Origin of the sequence: Vreelandella piezotolerans (assembly GCF_012427705.1) — a bacterium.
Classification (GTDB): Bacteria; Pseudomonadota; Gammaproteobacteria; order Pseudomonadales; family Halomonadaceae; genus Vreelandella; species Vreelandella piezotolerans.
Map to the genome: position 1 here is coordinate 1472476 of NZ_CP048602.1, position 24035 is coordinate 1496510.

Here is a 24035-nt window from a genome sequence, read left to right on the forward strand (position 1 = left end):
TTGCAAAACGGCTGAACTAACCCTCTTGCCGGATATCAGAGTAAGTGTTCCCTTGAATGATCCCTTGCTTTTATCCGGCGGCCCCCTCCGCCGGATTTTTTTGCTTCTCCGTTGGCAACGGGCCGCAAGCTGCACGACCACTTGGATACTAGGGAGATGCCATGCATCCCGTCATGCTCTTACCCCCGGGCGCAGATACACAAGCACTGCGCAAAGCGTTGTGGCACTACCGCATTGGTCATCGCATCACCGACGAAGCGGAGGGCCAGCTATTGTGGGTCGCCGACCCTCGCCAGCATGACGAGCTGCGGGCCGTGGTCGAGCGATGGGAGCGCGGCGAACCGCTCATTCGGGAGCAGGAGCGTCCCCGTCGACCCCGCAGTACCCAACATTGGGCGGTTGTTCTGCGCCAAGTACCCATCACGGCACTCATGATCGGCGTTAGCCTGCTGATATTCGCCTTGAGTGGCGTGCTGGGCGATCTACTGGTGGTGGCCCTGACCATCGTGCCAGTGGGTATTTCCGGTGGCCAGTTGGTGTACGGTTCGTTAGCGGATACCGTGCTGGGAGGGCAGGTATGGCGTCTGCTCTCCCCCGCATTCCTGCATTTTGGTTGGATGCACCTGATATTCAACCTGATGTGGGTGTGGTACTTCGGACGGCAAATCGAGCTGCTGCAAGGCAGTAAAACGATGCTGCTCCTGCTTCTCGTCGCCGGTATCGGCGCCAACTTGGCGCAATACGTGACCGGAACGGTGCTGTTTGGCGGTATGTCCGGCGTGGTCTATGCGCTATTGGGCCATGTGTGGCTCATGTCCCGCCGTGCCCCGAACAGTGGCTTTTTCGTGCCGCAAATGCTGGTGGTTTTCATGCTGGGTTGGATGGTGTTCACCATGACCGATATCGCCAGTACCGTCGGCTTTGGCAACGTGGCCAACGAAGCCCACCTGGGCGGTCTGCTCGTGGGGCTCGCCTCAGGCTGGTATTATTCTACTCAACGACGCAAAGCTTGATGCCACCAATTTGAACGCAGCCAAGACGTGAGGTGCTGACCGTGAGCGATATGACCTTCGATAAAATGATCAACCAAATGACGCCAGCGATTTATGAAAGCCTGAAACAGGCAGTCTCGCTACGTAAATGGCCCGATGGGCGCCGCCTGACGGCCGAGCAAACCGAGCTGTGTCTGGAAGCCGTCATGCGTTACGAAGTCGAAAACAACGTCCCGGAAGAGAGCCGCGTAGGGTACTTGGAACGGCGCACCTGCGGTGCAGGTGCGACGGGTGCCGGTGTGAGTCCCGAAATGGCGGGCCTGGGCCGGGATGCCACGCGTGACTGATCTGTTGATTCCAGATATTTCTCCGGTTAAAGGATGTCTGCAGAAAATGGCGGCGGCGCTGCCTAGCCGCCAAGACGAACCGGTGGTTTACCACCTGCGCGCAGGTGAGCATCGGGTGGCGTTGAACGAGCGTATTGGTACGCCGCTGCGCCTCTCTTGGAGCGGTGCCATTGCCTGCACTCACTGTGGGCGAGCAACTAAGAAAAGTTTTGCCCAAGGCTTCTGCTACCCTTGTTTCAAGCGACTGGCGCAGTGCGATACCTGCATCATGAAGCCAGAGACCTGCCACTATTACCAAGGCACCTGCCGTGAGCCGGAGTGGGGCGAGGCGCACTGTTTTCAGCCTCATATCGTCTATCTTGCCAACTCGTCTGGACTGAAGGTGGGAATTACCCGCAAAACGCAAATGCCCACCCGCTGGTTGGATCAAGGCGCTATTCAGGCGCTGCCGATTCTCGAAGTGAATACCCGCCAGCAGTCCGGGTTTGTCGAAATGCTGTTCAAAGAGCAGGTGGCCGACCGCACCAACTGGCGTGCGATGCTCAAAGGTGAGGTCGAACCACTCGATCTCCGCGCCGAACGCGACCGCTTGCTGGGCACCCTGGGTGATGGGTTGGACCAGCTACGCCGTGTACACGGCGAGGACGCCATCCGTACCTTAGATGAAGCGCCTTTGCAGTTTGCGTATCCCGTTGCGACGTTTCCGCGCAAAGTCGTATCGCATAACTTTGATAAACGGTCCCTGGTCGAAGGCATACTCCAGGGCATCAAAGGGCAGTACCTCATGCTTGATACGGGAGTGATTAATCTACGTAAATTCACGGGTTACGAAATTTCGGTCGGCTGAAAATTAGGCATTTTGCCTAGCCAGAGTGGCATCGGTTGACTAGGGTTAGTAAGTCACTACAGACACTGCCCTCGTTACGCAAGGAAGCCCCGATGCCATGGCTAAAACTGCTGCATATTGCCGCGCTGGTTATTTGGTGCGGCTCACTTCTCTATCTGCCCGCGCTGTTATTACAAGCGCTTCAGCTGCGTAAAGATGCTGGGTTTGCCCAAGGCACGCCGCCTATGCCGCGGTTTTTTTATAATTCCATTGCCACGCCTGCTGCGCTCGCTGCCATCGCCTCTGGCACGCTGTTGTTTCTTTTACACGGCTTGCTGGGCGGCTGGTTGATTCTCAAGCTGGGCGCCGTGGTGGTGATGGTGGTCGCCCATGGTTGCTTTGGCTGGCTCATCTTGCGTTTGGAAATGGGCATTTTCAAGGGCGTCAAGATGGCCAGTCTTTGCGCGCTGTTGCTGGCGGTGTTGGGTATCTTTGGCGTCCTTGGGTTTGTGCTCTCAAAACCGCTGGAATGGAGCTAACTCAATGGCAACCCCAGAGATGATGGCTGGCTTCGAGCGGCTACGATTCTACTTCCACGCCTACCGCGTGTTCATACACCAGTTGGCCGCCCAGCCATCCCGCCAGTGCAATCAGGCTTGCCGTGACCAGCGATATCGCCAAGCCCCAGGGCAGCACCGCGCTGGGTTCGTTGAAGCGCAGCAGCCAGTTCAGGGATGCCAAAGAGAGCATCACCACGGCCACGATGGCATGACTCCAACCGGTAATCAGTCGGCGGATGCGAGCGACGGTGACCAAGTCGATGATGCCCGCGACCGAGGCAACCCAGCCGCCAAACGCGCCAACGCCCGCCAGCCAAAGCCCGCCGCGCAGCCAGAACGTATCCTGGGTGTACCAGTAGGCCAAGTCGCAGGCAACCAACGCCATCAGCGCCGCCACTGGGAAGTGAATCATCACTGGATGAAGCGGATGGCCCGCCAGCGATGCGCGGCTTTTGATCGAGCGTTGGGGCGTCTGTGTCATGATCACTTCCTGTGGTTAGACAAATCAAAACAGTTTGATAGATCAACTGCATGTCAGGGAAAACGCTCATGAGGGAACGCAATAGCGCCACGTCCACCAGCATGTCGTATCGCGCCGCGCCGCGAACCCGTCAAGCGGCCTGTTGGCTCGGGCTTGGCTTGCTGTTCGGCGTTGCGGGTTGCAGCGGCGACAGCTCTATCTTAGACCCTGCAGGGCCTGCCGCAAGAGACGTTCGGTTAATTTGGTGGGTGATGCTGGTGTTTGCCACCGTTGTATTGGTCGGGGTCACCGTGGTTTGGCTATATGCTTTCAAACCGCATAACGTCGAGCGCACACCCGCCCAAGAGCGCCGTATCGCGCGGCGTTGGATCATTGGGGGTGGCCTCGTCTTGCCCATTGCCAGCATTACGGCGCTGCTGACGTTTGGCGTGCCCGCTGGGCAGCGCATGCTGCCGCTGCCGCTCGATGAACCGCCTGAAGTGATCGAAGTCATTGGCCATCAGTGGTGGTGGGAGGTGCGCTATCCCGGTGCCGAAGGGGGCGAGGTAATCACTGCTAACCAGCTCGTCATGCCCGCCGGAGAGCCTGTGGATTTTCATGTAAGCGGCGCGGATGTGATACATGCATTTTGGGTGCCGCGCCTGGGCGGCAAAATCGACATGCTGCCGGGAAGAGTGAATAAAATTCGCCTGGAAGCCGATGAGCCCGCCGTGTTTGGTGCCCAGTGTGCCGAGCTCTGTGGAGTGGGCCATGCGCATATGCATTTATACGTCGAAGCCGTACCCCGTGACGACTTCGAGGCTTGGCTGGCGGCTCGGCAGGAAGCCACGCTAAGCGAAGTGGCAACGCAAGATTCAACTCATGACGATGCTAGAGACGCCTTTATGACCCACTGCGCGAGTTGCCATCGCGTGGCGGGCGTTAGTGAAGGCGGTGTCGGGCCAAACCTCTCGGATGTGGGAAGCCGAACAACGCTCGGCGCGGGCGCAATGGCTATGGAAGAGGGCGCGGTGAGCCAGTGGCTGCAACGCCACCAAGCGTTGAAGCCAGGTAACAAAATGCCTACCCATAACGACATCGACACGGACACCTTGGATGCCCTGGGTGCTTGGCTGGAGACCTTGACCCCATGAAAAGCGTGAATCAAGAAGCAATAGAGCAGGAACCGCAGCAGTTACACGAAGACCTGCACGATATTTGGGGCAACCCAAAGGGTTTGAAGTCGCTCACCATCGTGAACCATACGACGCTTGGCCTGCGTTTTATGATTACAGGAATGGTATTTTTCCTGATTGGCGGCATTCTCGCCATGCTAGTGCGCACCCAGCTGGCGATGCCTGACCAAAACTTCATGTCACCGGAGATCTACAACCAGGTGACCACCATGCATGGCACGGTGATGATGTTCCTGTTTGCGATCCCCATGCTGGAGGGGCTGGCGATTTATCTGATTCCGAAAATGATCGGTGCCCGGGATCTCGTATGCCCACGCCTTACTTCGCTGGGTTACTTCTGCTATCTGTTTGGCGGGATCATTCTGACGTCGAGTTTGATCATCGAGATGGCACCGTCCAGCGGCTGGTTCATGTACACGCCGCTGAGCAGTAAGGAGTTTGCACCGGATCTGGGGTCTGACTTCTGGCTGCTAGGCATTACCTTCGTGGAGATCTCGGCGCTCTCGGCGGGGGTGGAACTGGTCGTCTCTATCTTACGCACCCGCACCCAGGGCATGGCACTGCATAAGATGCCGCTGTTTGCGTGGTACATCCTCGCCATGGCGCTAATGATCGTGGTGGGCTTCCCACCGCTGATCTTGGGCAGCGTGTTGTTAGAACTCGAGCGCGCGGTCGGCATGCCGTTCTTCCAAATTGCGGGCGGCGGCGATCCAGTGTTATGGCAGCATCTTTTCTGGCTGTTTGGCCACCCAGAGGTGTACATCATCTTTCTGCCTGCTGCCGGGATCATTTCGACGCTGATTCCCGTGTTTGCCGGGCGGCCCATCGTGGGGTACGGCTGGGTAGTGGCGGCAATTACCATCATGGGCTTTATCAGTTTTGGGCTGTGGGTTCACCACATGTTCACCATCGGCATACCTCAACTGGCCCAGGCGTTTTTCTCGGCGGCCAGCATGCTAGTGGCCGTGCCCACGGCGATTCAAGTCTTTGTCTGGTTGGCTACGCTCTGGCTCGGCAAACCCAAAATGAAGCTGCCCATGCTATGGGTGATGGGCTTTTTGGTCATCTTCGTGTGTGGTGGGCTTACCGGTGTCATGCTGGCGCTGGTGCCGTTCAATTGGCAGGTGCACGACACTCACTTCGTGGTGGCCCATATGCACTACGTGCTGGTAGGCGGCATGTTCTTCCCGCTGATTGCTGGGCTGTACTACTGGTTGCCGCTCTTCTCCGGGCGAATGCCTTCCGAGAACCTGGGGCGTTGGGGCTTCTGGCTGACCTTCCTAGGCTTTAATGGCACGTTTTTGATCATGCACTGGACCGGGCTGCTCGGTATGCCCCGACGGATTTACACCTATGAAGCGGGGACTGGGTGGGAAATTTTCAATTTGCTCTCGTCGGTGAGTAGTTTCGTGCTTTCAGCGGGGATTGCCATGGTGCTTCTGGATATCGCGCTACACTTCCGGTTTGGTAAGCCCGCTCAGCATAATCCCTGGAATGCCGACACGCTGGAGTGGGCGAATACCATGCCGCCCAGCGCTTATAATTTCGTCAGTCTACCCCGCGTGGAAACCCGACACCCGCTGTGGGAGGACCCCAACCTACCGCATACCATGGCCGAAGGTAAGCACTCGCTGGCGGTTGCTTCACACGGCAGGCGGGAGATGTGGGGCACCGATCCGATTTCCGGCAGCGTGCGGGAAATCATTCATCTGCCTGGCAACTCCTGGTGGCCGCTGTTTGCCGCGTCGGCCCTGGCGGTGGTATGCCTTAGTCTTCTCACCCGTGTGTACCTACTGGCAGGTGTATTCGTGATCATTGCCGGTATCTTTTTGCTGCGCTGGTCTTGGGAGAACGGTGCCCACCCCAAGGCGGCACCGGATGCAGGCGTCAAACCCGGCGACCCACCGCTTCACTCGCGCACCATGGATGGCCCCGGCCTCTGGGCGATGGGGATTTTCCTGATTGCCAATGGCTCGTTCTTTCTCTCTTATCTGTTTGGTTGGTTTTATCTCTGGACCGTTTCGCCCGAGTGGCGCATGCCTGAGACGCCGCCGCTCTCACTTTTATTGATGGGGGTGGCTGGCGTGGCGGTTTTAGTCGGCAGCGCAGTGATGGAAAAACTCGTGCGTGGGCTGCGCCAGCAGCGTGATGCTGGTCTAGGCGCAGGCTTCTATCTAGCCGCTGCGTTAGGCGGACTTCAGGTGGGACTAACGGGCTGGGCGCTTTGGCAAGCTGAGCTTGCTCCTACGCAAACCTCCCATGACGCAGTGATGCTGGTCGGCCTTGTCTATGCGCTGTTCCACGGCGGTTTAGCCGTCATCTTGACCGTGCTACAAGGGCTGCGAGTGGGCTATGGCTATGTAGGCGCTCATGCGCCTTTTGAGCCTGGCGTCGTAACACTGTTGTGGCGCTATAACGTGGTCACCTTTGGTCTATTAATAGCGGCGCTAGCGGTGCTGCCCCGCGTGTTAGGAGGGTAGGGCGATGGAACGACTCAACTTTACTCATCCTATCCATTTGGCGGTGGGGCTAACGCTTTGGAGCGTTTGGTTCGTGGCCGTGTATAGCGGCCTTTCCGTGGCGTGCGCGGTCACCCCCCCTCCGCCCGAGGCGGGAGCGCTAACGCTCCTCAACGTAGGTTTGGGCGGTTTTACCCTAATCTGTGCCGCCGGGCTTGTGCTCTTGGGCTGGGGGAGCTGTCGCACGGCCAAACAGCACCAGGGGCGACAGCGCTTCCACGCGGTGGTATCCGGTTGGCTCTACCTGTTCTCGGCCTTTGGGGTGGCGTTTGCGGGGCTGCCGATCATAGGTGTGCCGCCTTGCCTGTAACCGAGGCCGAACACGTTGCTACCAAGCAAGAGGCGCCGCTCTATACGCTTCACGGTATGTGGTGCACCAGCTGTGCGCTGGCGGTGGAGGGCGCATTAGCTCGCCTTCCAGGCGTCGTGCAGGCCAGCGTTCATTATCCGACCGCAACGGTATGGGTAAACGGCACTCCCGCTTCAACGCAGTTGGCGGCGTTAGCTCCCGTGGTGACGCGGCTAGGCTATCGGCTAAGCGAGTTGGAGCCTGTGCACGATGCTCAACAGCGCCTTGCCAAAGAGAGCCGCTATTTATCGTTGCGACTTATCGTGGGCGCGGTATTGGGCATGTGGACCATGCTAGCGTCGCTATTGATTTATGCGGGCGCGCTGCCTAATGCCGCCATAGAGCTGGTCGTCGCGTGGGTGGCCGGTGCCTTCTCGCTGCCAGTAGTGCTCTATTCCGGTCTGCCGTTTTATCGAGCGGGGTGGCGCACGCTATTGGCCCAGCGCCCCGGCATGGATGTATTGGTAAGCCTGGGGGTGCTTGGTGCCATGGTGGTCTCGGTAGGGCTGCTCCTACGCGGCTCTTCCGAGGTCTATTTCGATACCGCAGTGATGCTCATCGTGCTACTTCTGGTGGGCCGGCTGGTCGAAACCCTGTGCAGGCAGCGGGGGCTCAAAGCCTTTGATGCACTAAGGCTGCCGGAGGCTGATGTCGTAGTTTGCCAAGGCGGGCAGCGCGACACGCAGCCCGTTGGGGAAGTCGCTATAGGAGCCGTGATTGAAGTGCCCCCTGGTGAGCAGGTGCCCTTGGATGGCCTGCTGGACACGCCCGGCTGGCTGGATACCGCCACGCTAACCGGGGAAAGCGTGCCCCGTTATCTGCATGCCGGGCAGCGCGTCTATGCGGGCTGCCGCTATGCGGCGAGGCTAAACGCTGCGCCTTTGAAGGTGATTGTGACTGCTACCGTCGGCCAGCGGCGGATGGATAAACTGTGCGAGCAAATGCGCCGCGCCCAGGCAAAAAAGGGCGAATTGCACAAGCTGGCCGACCGCTTTGCCTCATGGCTAAGCCCCGTGGCGCTGCTGCTGGCGGTGCTGACACTTCCGCTCGGGCTGCTGATGGGCCTTGGTTTGGAAGACGCAGCCGTGCGTGCGCTGTCTGTTTTAGTAGTGGCGTGCCCCTGCGCGGTGGGGCTGGCGGTGCCGCTGGCAAGCCTCGCCGGTACCAGCCAGGCGTTACAACAGGGCATTGCGCTTCGCGACCCTTCTGCTTTTGAAACGCTGGCCAACGTACGCGGCATTGCCTTCGATAAAACAGGCACGCTCACCCGTGGGCAGCATCAGGTAGTGAATGCCGCGCTGCGCCAAAGCGAAGACCTCACCCAGTTTCGGGCGATGCTAAGCAGCGCCGTCAGTCAAAGCGAGCACCCTTTAGCCAGCGGTTTGCGGGATTGGGCCAGCACGGTTGAAACAGCGGCGCCGTCCAACGTGCTTCATAACGTACAGCATATTGAGGAGCATCCCGGCAAAGGTCAGCAAGTCACGTTTCAAAACGCAGAGCAGTGGTGGTTAGGTAGCGCCGTATGGATAGAGCAGCAGCTTGGCGCGCCCTTGCCAGATAGCGCTCATCAACCTGACAACGCCTTTGCATCGCAGGTAGTCGTGGCGGATAGCCATGGTTGGCTCGCCACGCTCTACTGTGCCGACCAGCCGGTGAGCGATGCGACAGCGAGCCTTGCCGAATTAAAGCGCTCAGGGTACATCGTGGCGCTGATCAGCGGCGACCGCCAGGGCCCGGTGGGCTGGCTTGGCCAGCAGGTAGGGTTAGCAAACAATGCGTGCTACGCCCAGCGCTCGCCGGAAGCCAAAGCGGCACTGCTCAAAGCGCTGCCATCGCCCACGCTCTATGTGGGCGACGGGGTGAACGATACCTTGAGCCTTGCCGAAGCCGGGGTAGGCGTCGTCCCCATGCAAGCCAGCGACGCCGCCCGTGAAGGTGCCGCCGCGCAGCTGCTTCGGCCAGGAGTGAGTGGTGTAGTGTGTTTACTCTCGTTGGCTAAGCGCACACGCCGAGTCATGATGCAGAACCTAGTATTTTCGGCACTCTATAACACGCTGGCGCTGGGGCTGGTGATCATCATGGCGGTTCCGCCCTTAGCCGCCGTGCTGGCGATGGCGGCAAGCTCGTTCAGCGTGACGTTAAATGCAGCGCGACTTGCATGGTCAGAGCCTAGCAAGACTAGCGATATCCCAGCGCCTGACCCAAACGCTCCGCATTCGACGTCACCCACTGCGGGTCAATCGCTCCCCACTGTTTAATGGTGTAGTGGCCAATGTTGTGGCGTTCGCCGTCGCTTTTTTCGAACACGCACTCGATATCCAGTTCCCCTAGCGATGTAATGGTGTCCTGTGCGGTGCGTCTGGGCATGCCGGTGGCTTCCATCAGGGCGGGCACGCTGGCCACGCCTTGCTCGATCAAATGAGCCACGTAAAGGCGGCGGTAAAAACTGGATTTCGTTTTGCTAAGCGACATGGAAATAACGTCTTCTTAGTGATGGGTATTCCAGCAGTCTAATCAAATAAATCCCCCTGCGCCCGGGGCGGACGAAAATCACGGGTATTCAACCCCTGATCGGTGCGGGCCTGCATGTTCCACTGGCGGCTAGCACGCTGAAACCGCTGGGCAATCAAATCGGCGAAGACCCCTTCGCCGCGAAAGCGCTTCCCAAAGGCCGCCTCGTAGGTTTTACCGCCCCGACACTGGCGCATCAAACTCATTACCTTAGCGGCGCGCTCGGGGTAGTGGGCCTCTAGCCACGCCTCGAATAGAGGCGCGACCTCGTGGGGTAGCCTCAGCAGCATCCAAGTGGCGGTGCGCGCTCCTGCACGGCTCGCGGCTTCCAGAATGCGTTCGATCTCATGGTCGGTCAGGCCAGGAATGATGGGGGATACCAGCGTGCCCACCGGAATTCCCGCTGTATTCAGCTCACGAATCACTTTCAGACGCGCCTGGGGCGATGCCGCACGGGGTTCCAGCGTGCGCTTGAGGTCAGCGTCCAGGCTGGTCAAACTCACGAACACCCGCACCAAGCGATGCTCCGCCATTTCTGCCAGTAGATCGATATCCCGCAAAATCAGCGTGCTTTTCGTCACTAGCGTGACCGGGTGTCGGCACGCCAGTAGAAACTCCAGCAGGCGGCGGGTGGTTTGGTAAGTGGCTTCCAGCGGCTGGTAGCAGTCGGTATTGCCAGAAAGGTTAATGGGACGGCAAACGTAGTGAGGGTGGCAAAGCTCCTCTTTTAAATGCTCCACCAACCCGCTGCGGGCGATCAGCTTGGTCTCGAAATCCAGCCCCGGCGATAAATCCCAATAAGCGTGGGAAGGGCGGGCGTAGCAGTACACGCAGCCATGCTCACAGCCACGGTAAGGGTTGAGCGAGCGGTCGAAGGGCAGGTCGGGCGACTGGTTCCAAGAGAGCGCGCTTTTGCTGGGCTCTTCACGCACTTCCGTTGCCAGCGAGTTGGCGGCCTCTTCCTGCCACCAGCCGTCATCCTCCGCCACGCTGTGGGTAGGGGCAAAACGGTTATGCGGGTCGTAGGTAGCACCGCGCCCTTTGTGCACGGTAGTGCGAGAGAGGTCCAATGATGTCATCTGCCACCTCGTACGTAGCATTGAAATATATGTTCATGCATACAGTATATGAGGTTTTCTCAGCACCGCAACCAAGCGGGCAGTACAGCCACGACAGCGCTAATGGTATTTTGGGAAAAGAGGGACGACTTACTTGGATGATTGCAGGAGGGAAAGCATGTACGCGACGAAGAATCAGCGTGTGGCGCTGATCATTATCGACATGCAGCAGGGCATGGCGACTGAAAAGGCGGGAGAGCGCAATAACCCGCAAACCGAAGCCAACATTCAGCGACTGCTAGCCACTTGGCGGCAAAGCCAGCAGCCAGTGGTTCATGTGCGTCATCTCTCTCGCTCACCCGAATCGCCGTTTTGGCCTGGTCAGAGCGGCGTGCTGTTCCAGCCTGCGTTTGAGCCACTCGCCACCGAGCATATCGTCGATAAAAACGTGCCCGATGCGTTCACTCACTCTGGGTTAGAGCGCTGGTTACACGCCCGCAACGTCCATCAGCTGGTCGTCGTCGGCGTCAGTACCAGTAACTCCGTCGAGGCCACGGTGCGTTCGGCGGGAAATTTGGGCTTCAATGCCTACGTGGTGAGCGATGCCACCTTCACGTTTGCACAGCAAGATTACACAGGTAGCTTTCGCACAGCCGACGAGGTGCATGCGATGTCGCTGGCGAATTTGGACGGGGAGTATGCGCAGATTGTGAGTATGGAAGAGGCGCTGGCCTTTTTGTAGATCGTTCTACCACTCTCCGCTCTCGATCAGCTGCGTTGCCTCAACCGTTGGGTTGTAGATATAGCACCACGCATCGCCATACTGTGTTGCCAGCACCGTCCGGTCGTACACGCCTTCTGCGGGGGCCAGGGGCAGGTAATCTTCCAATTCATCGAGCCGCGCTAATCGCTCGGCGTCGATGGCGTACACTTCAACGATCACACCGGCAGACGGCGTGAGCTTGGCGCCTGGGTAGGGCCCAAGATCGTAGAGCGTAATCTCGTTTAGGCAGTCTTGACCCAGCATGTCCGCGCCGTTTAACCAATGATGATTGCGGTGGCCGCGCTTTAACGTGCCGTACACAGCGACTCGAGGGCAGCGCTGGATGGCTTGGTGAAGATGCTGCATGGGGTCACCTTTTCGCACTATTCAATAAGCTAAGACGACACGCCGATTTTCGACCGCTAAGAGCCATTCAACAAACGTTGGCCTAAAAGCGCCCTGGTCGTTTGCCAAGGCGCTGTGCTTACTTACCTTTTAACCTAACGCTTCTTCCGCACCGGTTTTTTATCACTGCTCGCGGGCTCGGCGCTATCGGCTTTGCGTGCGCTGCTGGGGAAGTGGGCACGCACCAGCTCAAGCAGCCCCTGCGTAGAAGCGTCGAAGTCGGCGGCGTTGGCGTCGATGCGCTCGCTGATTTCACCGGCGATGCGCTTACCGAGTTGCACGCCCCACTGGTCGAACGAGTTAATGTTCCAAATCACGCCCTGTACGAACACCTTGTGTTCGTAGAGCGCAATCAGCGCGCCCAGGTTTTTCGGCGTTAGCTCGTCGAGCAGCAGGGTGCTGGAGGGGCGGTTACCGGGGCAGCTGTAGGGGTCGAGCTGGCTCAGCTCTTTGCTGTCGCCTTGACTGCCTTCCATGAAGGCGTTGGCTTGGGCCAGCATGTTGGTGAGCAGCGCGAAGTGGTGGTCCTCCACGCCCGGCTCTGGCTTGAGCGAAGCGATGAAGTCGATGGGTACGTAGCGGGTGCCCTGGTGCAGCAGCTGGAAGAAGGCGTGCTGGCCGTTGGAGCCTGTTTGGCCCCATACAATCGGGCCGGTTTTGTAGTTCACCGGGTGGCCGAAAATATCCACCGACTTACCGTTGGACTCCATGTCCAGCTGCTGCAGGAAAGAAGGCAACTGGTTCAGCGCTTGGTCGTAGGGCACGATGGCCTGGGTTTCGGCACCGATGAAGTTGATGTACCAAATGCCGATCAGCGCCATCAATACCGGCATGTTCTGGGCGAACGGCGCCTCGATGAAGTGGCGATCCATCTCGTGGGCGCCTTCCAGCAGCTCGATGAAGCCTTCGAAGCCAATCGAGAGCGCAATCGGTAAGCCGATGGACGACCACATGGAGTAGCGGCCGCCCACCCAGGCCCAAAACTCGAACACGTTCTCTTCGCGAATGCCGAACTCCATGGCCGCTTTACGGTTGGTGGAGGCGGCAATGAAGTGCGCGCCCACGTCGGCGTTTTCCCCCGCGTTTTCCAGGAACCACCGCCGCGCGGTCTTGGCGTTGAGCAGGGTTTCCTGGGTGGAGAAGGTTTTGGTCGAGACGATGAACAGTGTGGTGGCGGGGTTGAGTCGTGAGAGCACTTTTTGAATATGGGTGCCGTCCACGTTGGAAACGAAGTGGAAGTGCAGCTCTGGGTGGCGATACTTCAACAGCGCACGCACCGCCATATTGGGGCCAAGGTCCGAGCCACCAATGCCGATATTGACCACGTCTTTGATGCGCTGGCCGTTATAGCCTTTCCACTCGCCGCTGCGCACCGCTTCGGAGAACAGTTTGATCTGCTCACGGGTTCTGGTGATTTCTGGCATCACGTCTTCGCCGTCCACATACACCGGCTCATCGCCCAAATGGCGTAGGGCGGTGTGGAGTACCGGACGGTTCTCGGTCACGTTGATAATGTCGCCAGAGAACATCTGGGCGCGGCGCTGCACCAGGGCGGAGTGGTCGGCCAGCTCGATCAGTTTGGCCAGCACCTCGTCCGATACCTGATGCTTGGAGTAATCCAAAAAGAGGCCGCCGACGCGCAGGCTCATTTTTTCAAAGCGCTGCGGATCATTCGTAAAGTAGTCACGAATACGGTCATTGGCGGTTTTATCGCGCAGGCGCTCTAGGGCCTGCCAAGTAACGCTGCGAGTGAGTTGAAACATAAAGGGCGGTCCTGTTGTTTTTACATCGTTATCGCTAACGGGGTGTGTCCGACCCCTGGCGTCGCTGTTATTTATGTAAAAATACTACATGTTGCACGCGTGAGAACAACAGTTAGCGATAAATGGTAAGAAAAATGGTTAATAAAACAGCGGGGTGGCGGTCGTCTTGAACGGCTGACTGAAAAAACAAAAGGGCGAGATTGCCTCGCCCTTAGTGTGCCGCTTTTAGCTGGCAACGGCTACTTGGGCAGCGCCACGTTTGATAAACGCGTAGCCCAGGCCGGTGATCAATGAGCCCACCACAATGGCGCCCAGGTAAAGCAGAGCGGGAGTAATGGCGTTAGGAATCAGCAGCACGAAGATACCGCCATGGGGGGCCATCAGCTTGGCACCCACCAGCATGGAGAGCGCACCCGTGACCGCGCCCCCGGCGATACAGGCGGGAATCACGCGCAGCGGGTCTTTCGCAGCGAAGGGAATCGCGCCTTCACTGATAAAGCATAGGCCCAGCACGAACGAGGCTTTACCCGCTTCCCGCTCGGGGGCGGAGAACTTGTTGCGCGCCACGAAGCTGGCAATGCCCATACCAATGGCGGGCACCATACCTGCCGCCATGATCGCGGCCATCGGGCCGTAGGTTTCAGAGGCCAACAGGCCGACGCCAAAGGTGTAGGCCGCTTTGTTGACCGGGCCACCCAGGTCGAAGCACATCATGGCGCCGAGCAGAATGCCCAGCAGCACGGCATTCGTCGAGCCCATGGACTCCAAGAAGCTGGTGAGCGCGCTCAGCACGGCAGCCACCGGCTCGCCAATCACGTAGATCATCGTCAGGCCGGTGACCAAGCTGGCAATCAGCGGGATGATCAGAATCGGTTTGAGCGACTCGACGCTGGAGGGCAGCTTCACGTAGCGCGTGACGGCGAGTGCCACATAGCCCGCCAGGAAACCGGCCAGAATACCGCCGATAAATCCGGAGCCAATCTCGGCGGCCAACATGCCGCCAATCATGCCGGGGGCAATGCCGGGGCGGTCGGCAATCGAATAGGCGATGTAGCCCGCTAGAACGGGAATCATTAGCGCGAAGGCCGTGCCGCCACCAATCTGCATTAGCGCGGCGGCCAGGGTGCCTTCCTCCTGGAAGGCCTCGATACCGAACACGAACGAGAGGGCGATGAGCAGGCCGCCTGCGACCACCATGGGCAGCATGAACGACACGCCAGTCAGCAGGTGCTTATAAATGCCTTTTTCTTTGATGCTTTTTTTGGCCGTGGCGCTGCCAGCAGTGCTGGTGCCGTCTTCCACGGCAGCGTCAGTGAGGGCGGCCTCCAGGGTCGGGCGCGGCTTTTTGAGCGCGTTGCCGGTCGACGTTCGGTAAATTCGCTTACCCGCAAAGCGCGAGGGGTCGACTTCGATATCGCAGGCCAGCACGACGACATCGGCGGCGGCGATGTCGTCGTCGGTGAGTTGGTTCTGCGCGCCCACCGAGCCTTGGGTTTCGACGCGGATCTGGTGGCCCATGGCCTTGCCCGCTTCGGCGAGCGCTTCGGCGGCCATAAAGGTGTGCGCAACGCCGGTGGGGCAGGCGGTGACGGCAACGATGTTTTTACCCCCCGCACTGCTAGTCGGGGCAGCCGCTGTGGCTGCCGGGGCACTGTAGATCGGCGCTTCCCGCTTAGCTTGGCTTAAAAAGGCGCTGGGGTCGGGCAGGGCGCTGGCAATAGGAGCCTGGAATAGCCGCTTGCCTTCGAACCGCTCCGGGGCGGGCACGTGGTCGGCAGCTACGACGATCAAATCGGCGTTGGCGATCTGTTCAGCGCTGGCGGCTTGCAGCGGCGCAATTTCGCCGTGCATCTCCACATGAACGTTCCAGCCTAGCCGCGTGGCGGCTTGCTCTAGGCGCTTAGCGGCCAGGAAAGTGGTCGCCATGCCGCTGGGGCAGGCGGTAATCAGAATGAGGTTCATCGCGTGGCTCCCTCGGTGTGGGTGTCGTCAAGACGCCGTACCCGGGTCTGTTGTTGGAGTGAGTCGAAATCATCGGCGTGGGGGGTGCCCACCCCGACGTGGCGTACCGCTTCGGCAGAAAGCGCCGTCGCAAAACGAAGCGTATCGACGGGTGTGTGCTGGCTCAGCAGCCCATGCAGCATGCCCGCCACAAAGGTGTCACCCGCGCAAACGGTGTTTGTGGCGGTGACAGTGGGCGGCGTGGATTGCCAAGTGCCGTGCTGGCTCACCCATAGAATGCCTTCGGCACCTGCTGAAATCAGCGCGTGTTCGATACCGCTGGCGTGCAGCCGTTCGGCGGCAGCTTGGCGCTGCTGGTCGGTATCGAGCGTGCTACCGGCCCAGTCGGCCAGCTCGGTTTCGTTGGGCTTTACTGCGGCAGGCTGCGCGGCAATCGCCGTGAGCAGCGCCGGACCGCTGGTATCTACCCACAGCGGCACTGCGAAACCTTTCAAGAAGGCAAGCAGCTCGCCGAACGCGGGTTGATCGATACCGGGAGGCAGGCTGCCCGCCACCACCACGGCCTCGGGCGGCGCACTACCATCGAACAAGCCGCCGAGCGCAGCGCGTAAAGCCTCCAGGTGGGCAGCTTCGATGGGCATGCCGGGGCCGTTGATATCGGTCACGCGGCCGCTCTGCTCGGCAAGTTTGGCGTTAATGCGCGTGCTGCCCGGCACCCGCACGAAGGCGTCGATGACGCCGTAACGGGGAAAGGCGAGGCTGAACGGAGCATCGTTCTCTTCGCCCAAAAAACCGCTCACGATCACCTCGTGACCTAAACTTGCCAACACCCGCGCGACGTTCACGCCTTTACCGGCCGCTTCTAGCTGCGCGCTGGTGGGGCGGTTGACGTGTCCCAGCGTCAGCGCCTCCAGATTGAAAGCGAGATCCAGCGCGGGGTTGAGCGTAATACAGACGACTCGTGCCATTAGCGGGCCTCCAGGGCGTCGCGTACCTCGTCGCTGGTCGCCTTGCCGAGCGCGAGCTGCGCCGTGGCCTGGGCATCTGGCAAGTCGAATTCACGCAGGCGAGCTTTGACCAACGGGATTTGACGCGCGCTGACCGAGAGTTCATCGACACCCAGGCCCACCAGCACTGGCACGGCCATGGTGTCGGAGGCTAGCTCACCACACACGCCGACCCATTTACCGTGTGCATGGGCGGCCTCTACGGTCATTTGTATCAAGCGCAGTACCGCCGGATGCAGGCCATCAGCTTGAGCGGAGAGCTCTGGATGGCCGCGGTCAATGGCCAGTGTGTACTGGGTCAAATCGTTGGTGCCGACCGAGAAGAAGTCCACTTCGGCGGCCAGCGTCGGGGCTAACAAGGCACTCGATGGGACCTCGATCATCACGCCAAGCTGCACGTCGGTGGCGCGCTGCTGGGGGGCGATCTCGGTGAGCAGGCGGTCATAGATCGCTTTCGCGGCGCGGAATTCGGCCACGTCTTTGACCATCGGCAGCATGATGCGCAGCGGTTTGCCGACGGCGGCCATCAGCAGCGCGCGAATCTGGGTTTCCAGCACGTCCGGCTGGGTCAGCGCGAGGCGAATACCTCGCAGGCCGAGGAAGGGGTTGTCTTCCTGGGGCACTGGCCAATAAGGCAGCGGCTTGTCGCCGCCCACGTCCAGGGTGCGGGCGACGAGCGGGCGGCCGTCGAGGGCATCGGTCGCTTCGCGGTATTCGGCGATTTGCGTGGCGAGATCCGGCGCGCTGGAGTAGGCCATGAACAGGAACTCGGTGCGCAGCAGGCCGACCCCTTCCGCACCGCGCTCGACCGCATCGGCGGCGTGGGCGGTGTTGCCGAGGTTGGCAGCCACTTCCACCTTGTGGCCGTCGCGGGTTTGCGCTTGCTCGAAGCGCAGCTCCCAGGCGTCCGCTTCACGCTGCTGCTGGTCGAGCAGCTGCTGTTCGGCGCGGCGCAGGCGCTCCTCGGAAGGTTGCGACGTCACGCGGCCGCGCTCGCCATCCAGAATCATCATGCCGCCGTTATGCAGCGCCATCACCGCTTCACCGGCACCGACCACAGCAGGAATGCCCAGCGCACGGGCCAAAATAGCGCTGTGGGCGGTTGCACCGCCGCGCACGGTCAGCAGGCCGCGCACACGGGAGGTATCCAGGCGGGCCACGTCAGAGGGGCCGATATCGTCCATGACCAAGATATAGGGGTGGTCGGGTGGCTCGGGCAGGCTGACGTCGCAAAGCACGCCGAGCACGCGGCGGCCGACATCGCGAAGGTCGGCGGCGCGTTCGGCCAGCAGTCGGTCGGCCAGCATCTCTTGAGCGTGGGCGGCGGTGTCGATGGCTTCCCACCAGCCCGCTTCCGCCGAGCGGCCTTCACGAATGGCGTCGATGGCCGCCTGGTGAAGTTCGGGGTCGTCGAGCATCTCTTCATGCATGGAGAGAATGTCCGCGACTTCGCCGCCGGGCGCTTTATGTACCAGCGCCTGAAGCTGGGTGGCGCCTTCTTTCAGGGCCGCTTCCAAGCGGGCGATCTCGTCGTCGGGCTGATTGGCGTGCTCAGGATAGTCGAACTGCATCGGGCGAATGACGAACACCGGGGCAATCGCCAAACCGGGCGAGGCGGCAACGCCGGAATGGGCCGTATCGGCAGCGAGTGGTTCGACGGCGGGCTTACTGGTGCTAGCGGCTGGGGCCGCGTCGCGACCGCCATCGAAGGGCGTGACTTTCTCACCCAAGCCACTCTCGACGGCGGCGGCAATGGCGTCTAACGCGGCATTTGCCTGTTCGCCCTCGGCGGAGAAAATCAGCCACTGGCCGCGGCGCGCACCCAAACCAATCACTTTGGTCAAGCTTGCGGCGGAGACGGTAGTGGCGCTGCCCTCTTCCAGGCGCACGTTGATGGGCATGGGCTGGGCACGAGCGATCTGTACCAGCTGTTTGGCCGGGCGAGCGTGCAGGCCGTGGGGGTTCAGAACGCGCACCCGGCGGGTTTGGGTGCTGGCGGTTTCACCGGCCAGTGCCGCCAGTAGCTGAGCACTGTTTTTGCCTAAGAAGCTGTCGCTTTCGCCGTTTTCCAGTACCGCCATCAACTGTTCGAGCAGCGGCAGGTGAGCGTCACCGCTGGCAGCGAGGCAGAACAGCGCATGCACCGGATGACCGCGGTGCTCGAGCGTGCTATCGGCGGGGGTGGCAACGCCTAGCGCGGGTTGGTTTACGCCTTGGGCGCTGCTCGAGAGCCACAGGCCTTTGCCCAGCCACTGGGGCTGGGCGCTCGCCATGGTACCGATAAAGCCATTATCCACGCAGCCGCTTTGACGCAGCCGCGCAGCCGCCGCCAGGGCCAGCTCCTGCGGGTCACGGGCGGGGAAGTTGATACATAGCGTATCGGCATCCAGGCGGGGGGCTAGTGACGGCTTAGAGAGCAGGCGTGCAACATCGGCGGCGGAGCTGGCGCGAGCCAACTCGCTTGCCACGCCGTCGCGGTCGAGGACGTGGGTTAGCTGGCGCAAAATATCCAGGTGTTCGTCGTTTTGTGCCGCTATCGTGACCAGTACGTGAACGGTGTTGCCGTCGTGCCACTGAACCCCCTCAGGGAACTGCAGCACCCGCACGCCGGTACGCTTGACGTGTTGGCGGCTTTCCGGGGTGCCGTGGGGAATCGCAATGGCATTGCCTAAGTACGTCGAGGACTGCGCTTCGCGGGCGTGGAGGCCATCGCGGTACTCGGCCGCCACCAGGCCAGCCTCTGCCAGAGCGTTGGCGGCGCTGTCGAGCGCAGCTTGCCAGTTGTCCGCATGGCGGTCGAGCAAGATGTCATCGGGGCCGAGTGTCAACATAGGGGTCTCCTGTAAACGCGGTCAGGCAACGGCAACGTCTGCGATTGGCGGCGAAAGTGCGCGCATAAAACGTTAGTCGTAGATCGTTGTGGTTAACTGGATGAATCGTGTCACCTGTGTATAGTGGCTATGCTGAATCGATTCACTTTTCGACACAAGGGTTGTCTTTTAAGACTTTGGTCTGAAGAGGGTAAAACGGCTGCTAAACTGCCGTCTTCATCTAGGGAGAAACCAGCATGACACTTGCCGATATTGCCCGGCTTGCCGGGGTTTCGCGCACCACGGCAAGCTATGTAATCAACGGCCAGGCCGAACAGCGGCGTATTAGCCCGGCCACCATCGATAAAGTGATGGCCGTGGTGCGTCAGCACCGCTATCACATCGATCCTCAAGCTGCCGCGCTGCGCCGTGGCGCGAGCCGTTTGATTGGTTTGATCGTGCCGGATTTAGAGAACATCAGCTATGCGCGCCTTGCCAAGCGCCTGGAGCGCGGTGCCCGCGAACGCGGCTACCAGCTGCTGGTGGTGAGTTCCGATGACTGCGCGGATAGTGAGCGCGCGCTGGCCTTGGCGCTGCGCGCCCAGCGCTGTGAGGTGCTGATTACCGCCAGCTGTCTGCCAGAGAGCGACACTTTTTATACGGATTTGGCCGACGAAGGCTGGAGCGTCGTTGGGATGGACCGTGGCCTGACACCCGAGCGTTTTGCCAGCGTGGTGAGCAATGACCAAGAGGCGGCTTACGCGCTGACGCGCTCGGTGATGGAGGGGTCAACGCGTCGCATTGCCTGGTTGGATGCTATGCCCGAGCTCTCGGTGAGCCGTGAGCGCCGTGCGGGTTTCTTTGCCGCCTTGGAAGACCAGGGGGTTGAGGCGACCACCTTCAGCGGCGAGCGTTACGAGCGGGATGTGGGCGTGGCGCTGGCGCAGCAAGCGTTTGCGGCGGGCGAGGTGGATGCGCTGGTCACCGCCTCTTACGCACTCATGGAGGGCGTCTTCGATGAGCTGCTGGCTCGAGGTGGGATGCCGAGGACACTTCGGTTAGCCACCTTCGGCGATCATCGCCTGTTGGATTTTCTACCCCAGTCGGTCAATTCGGCACGGCAAGATTACGACCGCATCGCCGAGCTGACGCTTCAGTGCGCGCTCGGCGCGATGAACGGAAGCTACCAATGCGGTCAGCAGGTGGTGGCACGCCACCTGCGTACTCGTTAAGCAAAAGGTGCGCGCGGTTATACCGTGCGGGCATTTGCCCAGGCATTCGCGTCGGGGATCGACATATCGTAGCGTTCGGCCAAGTAGGGCGAGGAGAGCAGAAAGTCAGCACTCGCCGCATTACAGGCCACCGGCACGTTCCACAGCGCCGCCAAACGCAGCAGCGCTTTCACATCCGGGTCGTGGGGCTGCGGTGCAAAGGGGTCCCAGAAGAAAATCAGCACGTCGAGCTGCTGCTCGGCGATACGTGCACCGATCTGCTGGTCGCCGCCCAGCGGCCCGCTCATCAAGCCTTCTACCTCTAGCCCCAGGGCGGTCTTCAGCCGCCCGGCGGTAGTGCCCGTGCCAATCAGCGTGTGCTGGCTCAGCGTCTCCTGCCAGCGCGTCGCCCACTCCAACATCTCGGTTTTTTTGCCATCGTGGGCTATCAACGCAATACGCTTGCGCGGTTGCAGCGTGCGCACCGCTTGGCGGGGTGGGCGGGCATCGTTCATGGCATGGCTCTCCTGGTCATTCGCTTGTTATTCATCGTCCGTCGAGACGGTTATTCATTCGGCGTCGACGGCCAGTACTTTCATGGTGTTGGTGCCGCCATGGGCGTTCATGTGGTCGCCGCGAGTAAGAATGACATGCTCGCCTGGGCGTGCCAATCCATGGGCTTTCAACAGCTTGATGGCTTCCTGGTTCACTTCGGTCGCCTCCATGTGCGTGGTATCGAATGGAAGCGAGACCACGCCGCGGTAGAGCGCCATGCGCCGCTGGGCGATGGGGCTATGGGCCAAGCCTACGATTGGCAGGCCCGACCGGATGCGCGAGGCAATCAGCGGCGTGTAGCCGGTGGAGGTCATGCAGGCAATGGCGCGTACGCCGGTCAGATGGTTGGCGGCGTACATGGCGGAGAGCGCAATGGTTTCATCGATCCGCTCGAAGCCTTCATGGATGCGGTGGCCGGAGGCTTGAGCAATGCGCTCGCGCTCGGCACCCAGGCAGACGCGGTCCATGGCTTCGATGGTTTCCACCGGATAGTCGCCCGCTGCGGTTTCTGCCGAGAGCATGACGGCATCGGTGGCGTCGAGCACGGCGTTGGCTACGTCGAAGACTTCCGCACGGGTGGGGAGCGGCGATTCGATCATCGACTCCATCATTTGGGTGGCGGTGATCACCGCGCGATTCAGCGAACGGGCATGCTTGATAATACGCTTTTGCGTGCCGATCAGCGCCTCATCGCCAATCTCTACGCCCAGGTCGCCGCGAGCGACCATTACCGCTTCCGATGCTTCGATGATGGCGTCCAAGGTGTCGTCGTTGGCGACGGCCTCGGCACGCTCCAATTTCGCCACCAACCCGATCTCTTTGCCCTCGTCACCCAGTAGAGCACGCGCTTCCTGCATGTCGGCGGCGCTGCGTGGGAACGAAACGGCGAGGTAATCCACGCCAATCTCGATGGCGGTTTTCAGGTCTTCTTTATCCTTATCGGTCAGCGCTGGGGCGGAAAGGCCGCCGCTTTGCTTATTGATGCCTTTATTGTTGGACAGCTTGCCGCCCACGTGAACTCGGGTGTGAACTTCTTGCCCAACGATAGACGTGACGTCCAGCACGACGCGACCATCGTCCAGCAGCAGACGGTCGCCGGGGGTGACGTCATCGATGAGCGCTTTGTAGTCGCAGCCGACGCGCTCGCTGCTGCCGCCATTGGCATCTAGTGCCATGTCCAGCACGAACGGTTGACCGACCTCTAGATGAACGGCGCCTTCGGCAAAGCGCGAAATGCGAATTTTAGGGCCCTGCAAGTCGCCGAGGGCGGCGACACTGCGGCCCAGGCGCTGGGCGATCTCGCGGACAGCGTTGAGGCGTTTGCGATGATCATCGGCAGACCCATGGGAGAAGTTGAGGCGCACCACGTCAACGCCTGCTTTTAGCATGGCTTCCAATACCCCAGGGCAGTCGCTGGCTGGGCCAAGCGTGGCGACGATTTTGGTACGGCGTAGGGGAGTCGAGGACGTTGCGCGTGTCATAGGGGCTCCTGGGGGCAGCGTTGCTGAACGTGGCCCGATAAAGGGCGGGTGAATCGTTGATTTAGTATTGGACTACGATAGCCTTTATATAGTAATTTTACTACATATTGGATAGTTATTAGCCTTTAGGGGCGGTTATGGCAGGTTTTAATCGGCCTACAGGTGATTAAATACGTATTTTTAGTAATTTTTTTACTGGATACGCCATCTACGACCACTGCTTGATTGAGGTGCTACCATGACAATAAGAGTTGCCATTAACGGATTTGGACGGATTGGCCGCAACGTACTGCGTGCACTGTATGAAAACGGCTACCGTGATCGCGTTCAGGTCGTTGCGATCAATGATCTGGGTGACCCTTCGCTTAATTCCCATCTACTGCGTCATGATACGGTTCACGGCCACTTCCCCTTCAGTGTCGAGCATGACGCCGAAAGCATCAGCGTAGATGGTGATCGTATTACGATCTCCTCCGAGCGTGATCCGGCCAACCTACCCTGGGCGTCCATGGATATCGATCTCGTCATGGAGTGTACTGGTCTGTTCACCAAGCGCGAGGCGGCTGCCAAGCATATTGCTGCGGGCGCCAAGCGTGTGCTGATCTCAGCTCCCAGCCCGGACGCGGATGCCACCATCGTTTACGGTGTGAATGACGACATCCTCACCGCTGAGCACACCGTGGTGTCCAACGCGTCGTGCACGACGAACTGCCTAGCACCGGTTGCCAAAGCGCTGAACGACGCTGTTGGTATCGAAAACGGCCTGATGACCACGGTTCATGCCTACACCAACGACCAAAACCTGTCGGATGTGTACCACTCCGACCCCTACCGTGCCCGTAGCGCTACCCACTCCATGATTCCGACCAAGACCGGCGCTGCCGCTGCAGTAGGTCTGGTATTACCGGAGCTGGCGGGCAAGTTCGACGGTTTGGCGGTGCGCGTACCGGTGATCAACGTCTCTCTGGTGGATCTGACTTTCACGGCAGGACGTGATACGACCAAAGAGGAGATCAACGAGATCGTCGAGAAAGCCGCCGCGAACTCCCCTGTCCTGGCGGTTAACGCCCAGCCGCTGGTCTCCATCGATTTCAACCACGATGCGCACTCGTCTACCTTTGACGCGAATCACACCCGCGTTAATGGCCGGTTGGTGAAAATCATGGCGTGGTACGACAACGAGTGGGGCTTCTCCAACCGCATGTTGGATACCGCCATCGCCATGCAGAAAACTGCGCAGTAATCCCGCCGTTTAGGGGC

At 60.2% G+C, this 24035-nt stretch carries 21 protein-coding genes; 11 read left to right on the forward strand and 10 right to left on the reverse strand.

The features are described from left to right. The first annotated feature begins 161 nt into the window (after positions 1-161). The 4 genes from GYM47_RS06780 (at position 162) to GYM47_RS06795 (ending at position 2704) form a co-directional block, all read left to right on the forward strand. Positions 162-1013 (forward strand): rhomboid family intramembrane serine protease, encoded by an 852-nt coding sequence (locus tag GYM47_RS06780; RefSeq protein WP_153843946.1) that lies wholly within the window; start codon positions 162-164, stop codon positions 1011-1013. 41 nt (positions 1014-1054) lie between these two features. Then, complete coding sequence (locus GYM47_RS06785; protein ID WP_153843947.1) at positions 1055-1339, forward strand: YeaC family protein; 285 nt, start codon at positions 1055-1057, stop codon at positions 1337-1339. After that, the gene (locus tag GYM47_RS06790; protein ID WP_422822495.1) at positions 1323-2186 is read left to right on the forward strand and encodes a DUF2797 domain-containing protein; all 864 of its coding nucleotides are present in this window, start codon (positions 1323-1325) and stop codon (positions 2184-2186) included. Before GYM47_RS06785 ends, GYM47_RS06790 begins: the two co-directional genes overlap by 17 nt. A gap of 92 nt (positions 2187-2278) precedes the next feature. Beyond that, positions 2279-2704: a CopD family protein gene (locus tag GYM47_RS06795; RefSeq protein ID WP_139528462.1), complete on the forward strand. Its 426-nt coding sequence runs from the start codon at positions 2279-2281 to the stop codon at positions 2702-2704. A gap of 40 nt (positions 2705-2744) precedes the next feature. Here the strand turns inward: GYM47_RS06795 and GYM47_RS06800 are convergent, their stop codons facing one another. Beyond that, positions 2745-3206 carry a DUF2231 domain-containing protein gene (locus GYM47_RS06800; RefSeq protein ID WP_139528463.1) on the reverse strand — a complete coding sequence of 154 codons (462 nt, stop codon included), beginning with the start codon at positions 3204-3206 and terminating at the stop codon, positions 2745-2747. 68 nt (positions 3207-3274) lie between these two features. On the opposite strand from GYM47_RS06800, the gene coxB reads away from it, so the two are divergent. From coxB to GYM47_RS06820, 4 genes are read left to right on the forward strand one after another with little or no spacing between them, the layout of a single operon-like run. Further along, positions 3275-4339, forward strand: coding sequence for a cytochrome c oxidase subunit II (gene coxB / locus GYM47_RS06805; RefSeq protein WP_153843948.1), 1065 nt, complete (start codon positions 3275-3277; stop codon positions 4337-4339). Then, positions 4336-6861: a cytochrome c oxidase subunit I gene (gene ctaD, locus GYM47_RS06810; RefSeq protein ID WP_153843949.1), complete on the forward strand. Its 2526-nt coding sequence runs from the start codon at positions 4336-4338 to the stop codon at positions 6859-6861. The genes coxB and ctaD overlap by 4 nt, the downstream gene beginning before the upstream one ends. A 4-nt stretch (positions 6862-6865) precedes the next feature. Next, a complete protein-coding gene (locus GYM47_RS06815; RefSeq protein ID WP_139528466.1) occupies positions 6866-7210 on the forward strand; it encodes a hypothetical protein in 345 nt (114 codons plus the stop codon). Further along, positions 7201-9507, forward strand: a complete 2307-nt coding sequence (locus GYM47_RS06820) for a heavy metal translocating P-type ATPase (RefSeq protein WP_331250810.1) — start codon at positions 7201-7203, stop codon at positions 9505-9507. The genes GYM47_RS06815 and GYM47_RS06820 overlap by 10 nt, the downstream gene beginning before the upstream one ends. Here the strand turns inward: GYM47_RS06820 and GYM47_RS06825 are convergent. Both GYM47_RS06825 and GYM47_RS06830 read right to left on the reverse strand, forming a co-directional pair. Beyond that, positions 9428-9721 (reverse strand): winged helix-turn-helix domain-containing protein, encoded by a 294-nt coding sequence (locus GYM47_RS06825; RefSeq protein WP_139528467.1) that lies wholly within the window; start codon positions 9719-9721, stop codon positions 9428-9430. The two genes, GYM47_RS06820 and GYM47_RS06825, sit on opposite strands and share 80 nt — an antisense overlap. A gap of 38 nt (positions 9722-9759) precedes the next feature. Next, complete coding sequence (locus tag GYM47_RS06830) at positions 9760-10839, reverse strand: PA0069 family radical SAM protein (RefSeq protein ID WP_153843950.1); 1080 nt, start codon at positions 10837-10839, stop codon at positions 9760-9762. Positions 10840-10996: 157 nt separating this feature from the next. Here GYM47_RS06830 and GYM47_RS06835 point away from each other — a divergent pair, with 157 nt between their 5' ends. Next, the gene (locus tag GYM47_RS06835; protein WP_153843951.1) at positions 10997-11560 is read left to right on the forward strand and encodes a cysteine hydrolase family protein; all 564 of its coding nucleotides are present in this window, start codon (positions 10997-10999) and stop codon (positions 11558-11560) included. Positions 11561-11566: 6 nt separating this feature from the next. On the opposite strand, the gene GYM47_RS06840 is transcribed toward GYM47_RS06835, so the two are convergent. The 5 genes from GYM47_RS06840 to ptsP form a co-directional block, all read right to left on the reverse strand. Next, the gene (locus GYM47_RS06840; RefSeq protein ID WP_153843952.1) at positions 11567-11947 is read right to left on the reverse strand and encodes a gamma-glutamylcyclotransferase family protein; all 381 of its coding nucleotides are present in this window, start codon (positions 11945-11947) and stop codon (positions 11567-11569) included. A gap of 134 nt (positions 11948-12081) precedes the next feature. Then, positions 12082-13749 carry a glucose-6-phosphate isomerase gene (pgi, locus tag GYM47_RS06845; protein WP_153843953.1) on the reverse strand — a complete coding sequence of 556 codons (1668 nt, stop codon included), beginning with the start codon at positions 13747-13749 and terminating at the stop codon, positions 12082-12084. A gap of 225 nt (positions 13750-13974) precedes the next feature. Beyond that, positions 13975-15711: a PTS fructose-like transporter subunit IIB gene (locus GYM47_RS06850; RefSeq protein WP_153843954.1), complete on the reverse strand. Its 1737-nt coding sequence runs from the start codon at positions 15709-15711 to the stop codon at positions 13975-13977. After that, a complete protein-coding gene (gene pfkB, locus GYM47_RS06855; protein ID WP_153843955.1) occupies positions 15708-16679 on the reverse strand; it encodes a 1-phosphofructokinase in 972 nt (323 codons plus the stop codon). Before pfkB ends, GYM47_RS06850 begins: the two co-directional genes overlap by 4 nt. After that, a complete protein-coding gene (gene ptsP, locus GYM47_RS06860) occupies positions 16679-19549 on the reverse strand; it encodes a phosphoenolpyruvate--protein phosphotransferase (RefSeq protein WP_153843956.1) in 2871 nt (956 codons plus the stop codon). Before ptsP ends, pfkB begins: the two co-directional genes overlap by 1 nt. 236 nt (positions 19550-19785) lie before the next feature. Here ptsP and cra point away from each other — a divergent pair, with 236 nt between their 5' ends. Then, positions 19786-20760 carry a catabolite repressor/activator gene (gene cra / locus GYM47_RS06865; protein WP_139528475.1) on the forward strand — a complete coding sequence of 325 codons (975 nt, stop codon included), beginning with the start codon at positions 19786-19788 and terminating at the stop codon, positions 20758-20760. Positions 20761-20777: 17 nt separating this feature from the next. On the opposite strand, the gene GYM47_RS06870 is transcribed toward cra, so the two are convergent. Then, complete coding sequence (locus tag GYM47_RS06870; RefSeq protein ID WP_139528476.1) at positions 20778-21254, reverse strand: methylglyoxal synthase; 477 nt, start codon at positions 21252-21254, stop codon at positions 20778-20780. Positions 21255-21308: 54 nt separating this feature from the next. After that, complete coding sequence (pyk, locus tag GYM47_RS06875) at positions 21309-22775, reverse strand: pyruvate kinase (protein ID WP_153843957.1); 1467 nt, start codon at positions 22773-22775, stop codon at positions 21309-21311. A 238-nt stretch (positions 22776-23013) separates the two neighbouring features. Here pyk and gap point away from each other — a divergent pair, with 238 nt between their 5' ends. Beyond that, the gene (gap, locus tag GYM47_RS06880) at positions 23014-24018 is read left to right on the forward strand and encodes a type I glyceraldehyde-3-phosphate dehydrogenase (protein WP_139528478.1); all 1005 of its coding nucleotides are present in this window, start codon (positions 23014-23016) and stop codon (positions 24016-24018) included. Positions 24019-24035: the final 17 nt, after the last annotated feature.

Bases quoted from the DNA above. Each gene is read 5' to 3' on its own strand.
- GYM47_RS06780 (WP_153843946.1), top strand. From the start codon at position 162: ATGCATCCCGTCATGCTCTTACCCCCGGGCGCAGATACACAAGCACTG.
- GYM47_RS06790 (WP_422822495.1), top strand. From the start codon at position 1,323: ATGCCACGCGTGACTGATCTGTTGATTCCAGATATTTCTCCGGTTAAA.
- GYM47_RS06795 (WP_139528462.1), top strand. From the start codon at position 2,279: ATGCCATGGCTAAAACTGCTGCATATTGCCGCGCTGGTTATTTGGTGC.
- GYM47_RS06800 (WP_139528463.1), bottom strand. From the start codon at position 3,206: ATGACACAGACGCCCCAACGCTCGATCAAAAGCCGCGCATCGCTGGCG.
- coxB (WP_153843948.1), top strand. From the start codon at position 3,275: ATGAGGGAACGCAATAGCGCCACGTCCACCAGCATGTCGTATCGCGCC.
- ctaD (WP_153843949.1), top strand. From the start codon at position 4,336: ATGAAAAGCGTGAATCAAGAAGCAATAGAGCAGGAACCGCAGCAGTTA.
- GYM47_RS06815 (WP_139528466.1), top strand. From the start codon at position 6,866: ATGGAACGACTCAACTTTACTCATCCTATCCATTTGGCGGTGGGGCTA.
- GYM47_RS06825 (WP_139528467.1), bottom strand. From the start codon at position 9,721: ATGTCGCTTAGCAAAACGAAATCCAGTTTTTACCGCCGCCTTTACGTG.
- GYM47_RS06830 (WP_153843950.1), bottom strand. From the start codon at position 10,839: ATGACATCATTGGACCTCTCTCGCACTACCGTGCACAAAGGGCGCGGT.
- GYM47_RS06835 (WP_153843951.1), top strand. From the start codon at position 10,997: ATGTACGCGACGAAGAATCAGCGTGTGGCGCTGATCATTATCGACATG.
- GYM47_RS06840 (WP_153843952.1), bottom strand. From the start codon at position 11,947: ATGCAGCATCTTCACCAAGCCATCCAGCGCTGCCCTCGAGTCGCTGTG.
- pgi (WP_153843953.1), bottom strand. From the start codon at position 13,749: ATGTTTCAACTCACTCGCAGCGTTACTTGGCAGGCCCTAGAGCGCCTG.
- GYM47_RS06850 (WP_153843954.1), bottom strand. From the start codon at position 15,711: ATGAACCTCATTCTGATTACCGCCTGCCCCAGCGGCATGGCGACCACT.
- pfkB (WP_153843955.1), bottom strand. From the start codon at position 16,679: ATGGCACGAGTCGTCTGTATTACGCTCAACCCCGCGCTGGATCTCGCT.
- ptsP (WP_153843956.1), bottom strand. From the start codon at position 19,549: ATGTTGACACTCGGCCCCGATGACATCTTGCTCGACCGCCATGCGGAC.
- cra (WP_139528475.1), top strand. From the start codon at position 19,786: ATGACACTTGCCGATATTGCCCGGCTTGCCGGGGTTTCGCGCACCACG.
- GYM47_RS06870 (WP_139528476.1), bottom strand. From the start codon at position 21,254: ATGAACGATGCCCGCCCACCCCGCCAAGCGGTGCGCACGCTGCAACCG.
- pyk (WP_153843957.1), bottom strand. From the start codon at position 22,775: ATGACACGCGCAACGTCCTCGACTCCCCTACGCCGTACCAAAATCGTC.
- gap (WP_139528478.1), top strand. From the start codon at position 23,014: ATGACAATAAGAGTTGCCATTAACGGATTTGGACGGATTGGCCGCAAC.